Genomic DNA, 1,594 nt, shown 5'->3' on the forward strand with positions numbered 1-1,594 from the left:
ATCTGCAACGCCGACGAGGGCGACCCTGGCGCGTTCATGGACAGGTCTCTCCTCGAGGGCGACCCCCACGCGGTAATAGAGGGCATGATGCTGGGCGCCTACGCCATAGGCGCCGACGAGGGCTACATCTACTGCCGCGCCGAATACCCCCTGGCGATCAAAAGGCTCCGGGGCGCCATCGCCCAGGCGGGAGAGTACGGCCTCATCGGCGAGGACATCATGGGGTCGGACTTCTCCTTCCACCTGCACATCAAGGAAGGAGCCGGCGCCTTCGTCTGCGGCGAGGAGACCGCCCTGATGGCCTCCATCCAGGGCGAAAGGGGGATGCCTTACCCGCGGCCGCCCTTCCCGGCCAACAAGGGCCTCTGGGGCAAACCCACCAACATAAACAACGTGGAAACCTGGGCAAACGTCCCCACCATCATCCGCAACGGCGGGGCCTGGTACGCCTCCATAGGGACCGAGAAGTCGAAGGGGACAAAGGTCTTCGCCCTGACCGGCAAGGTCAACAACACGGGCCTGGTGGAAGTGCCCATGGGCACGACCCTCAGGGATATCGTCTTCGACATGGGAGGAGGCATCCTGAACGGCAGGAAGTTCAAGGCCGTCCAGATCGGCGGCCCCTCGGGAGGATGCCTCGCCGAGGAACATCTCGACCTCCCCGTGGATTACGAGTCCCTCACCGCCGCGGGCGCCATTATGGGTTCCGGCGGCCTGGTGGTCATGGACGAAGATACCTGCATGGTGGACGTCTCCAAATTTTTCCTGGAATTCACCCAGAAGGAATCCTGCGGCAAATGCGTCCCCTGCCGGGAGGGCACGAAGCAGATGCTCCTGATCCTCGACAAGATCTCCTCCGGTAAGGGACGGATGGAGGACCTCCGGATACTGGAGGACCTGGCCGTGATGGTCAAGGAGATGTCCCTCTGCGGCCTGGGGCAGACCGCTCCCAACCCCGTCCTCACCACCCTCAGATATTTCCGGGACGAGTACGAGGCTCACATCACGGACAGGAAGTGCCCCGCAATGGTCTGCAAGGCCCTCATCTCCTACGTCATCGACCCGGAAAAATGCAGGAAATGCGGCCTTTGCGCAAAGAACTGCCCCGTGAATTGCATCTCCGGCGACAGGAATACCCCCTATGTGATCGACCAGGAAAAGTGCATCAAGTGCGGGACATGTCTGGAGGTCTGCCCCTTCGGGGCAGTCTCCAAAGAATAATAGGCGGGGGGATAGAAGGATGAAAGAGATCACTCTTACCATCGACGGGAAAACGTGCAAGGGGGCCCAGGGTGACACCCTTATGGAAGTGGCCCGCAGGAATGACGTCTACATCCCCGCCCTCTGCTACCTGGAGGGCCTGACCCCCATAGGGTCCTGCCGCATGTGCGTCGTCGAGGTGGAAAAGAACCCCAAAATGCTGACGGCCTGCACCACTCCCGCCCTGGATGGCATGGTGGTGCACACCCAGACGGAGAAACTCCGGGAATACCGGAGGCAGATGCTGGAACTGATCTTCGCCGGGCGCAACCATTTCTGCATGTACTGCTCCCAGAGCGGCGACTGCGAACTCCAGGACCTGGCCATCGAACAC

At 61.5% G+C, this 1,594-nt stretch carries 2 protein-coding genes; both read left to right on the forward strand.

Annotation, left to right across the window (positions count from 1 at the left end):
• The coding region (locus GX108_06415; protein ID NLO56668.1) for a 4Fe-4S binding protein at positions 1-1,221 on the forward strand (1,221 nt) is incomplete at its 5' end.
• Positions 1,222-1,240: 19 nt separating this feature from the next.
• Positions 1,241-1,594, forward strand: a 354-nt coding sequence (locus GX108_06420; GenBank protein NLO56669.1) for a 2Fe-2S iron-sulfur cluster binding domain-containing protein, incomplete at its 3' end; no start/stop codon positions are given.

Origin of the sequence: Thermovirga sp. (assembly GCA_012523215.1) — a bacterium.
Classification (GTDB): Bacteria; Synergistota; Synergistia; order Synergistales; family Thermovirgaceae; genus 58-81.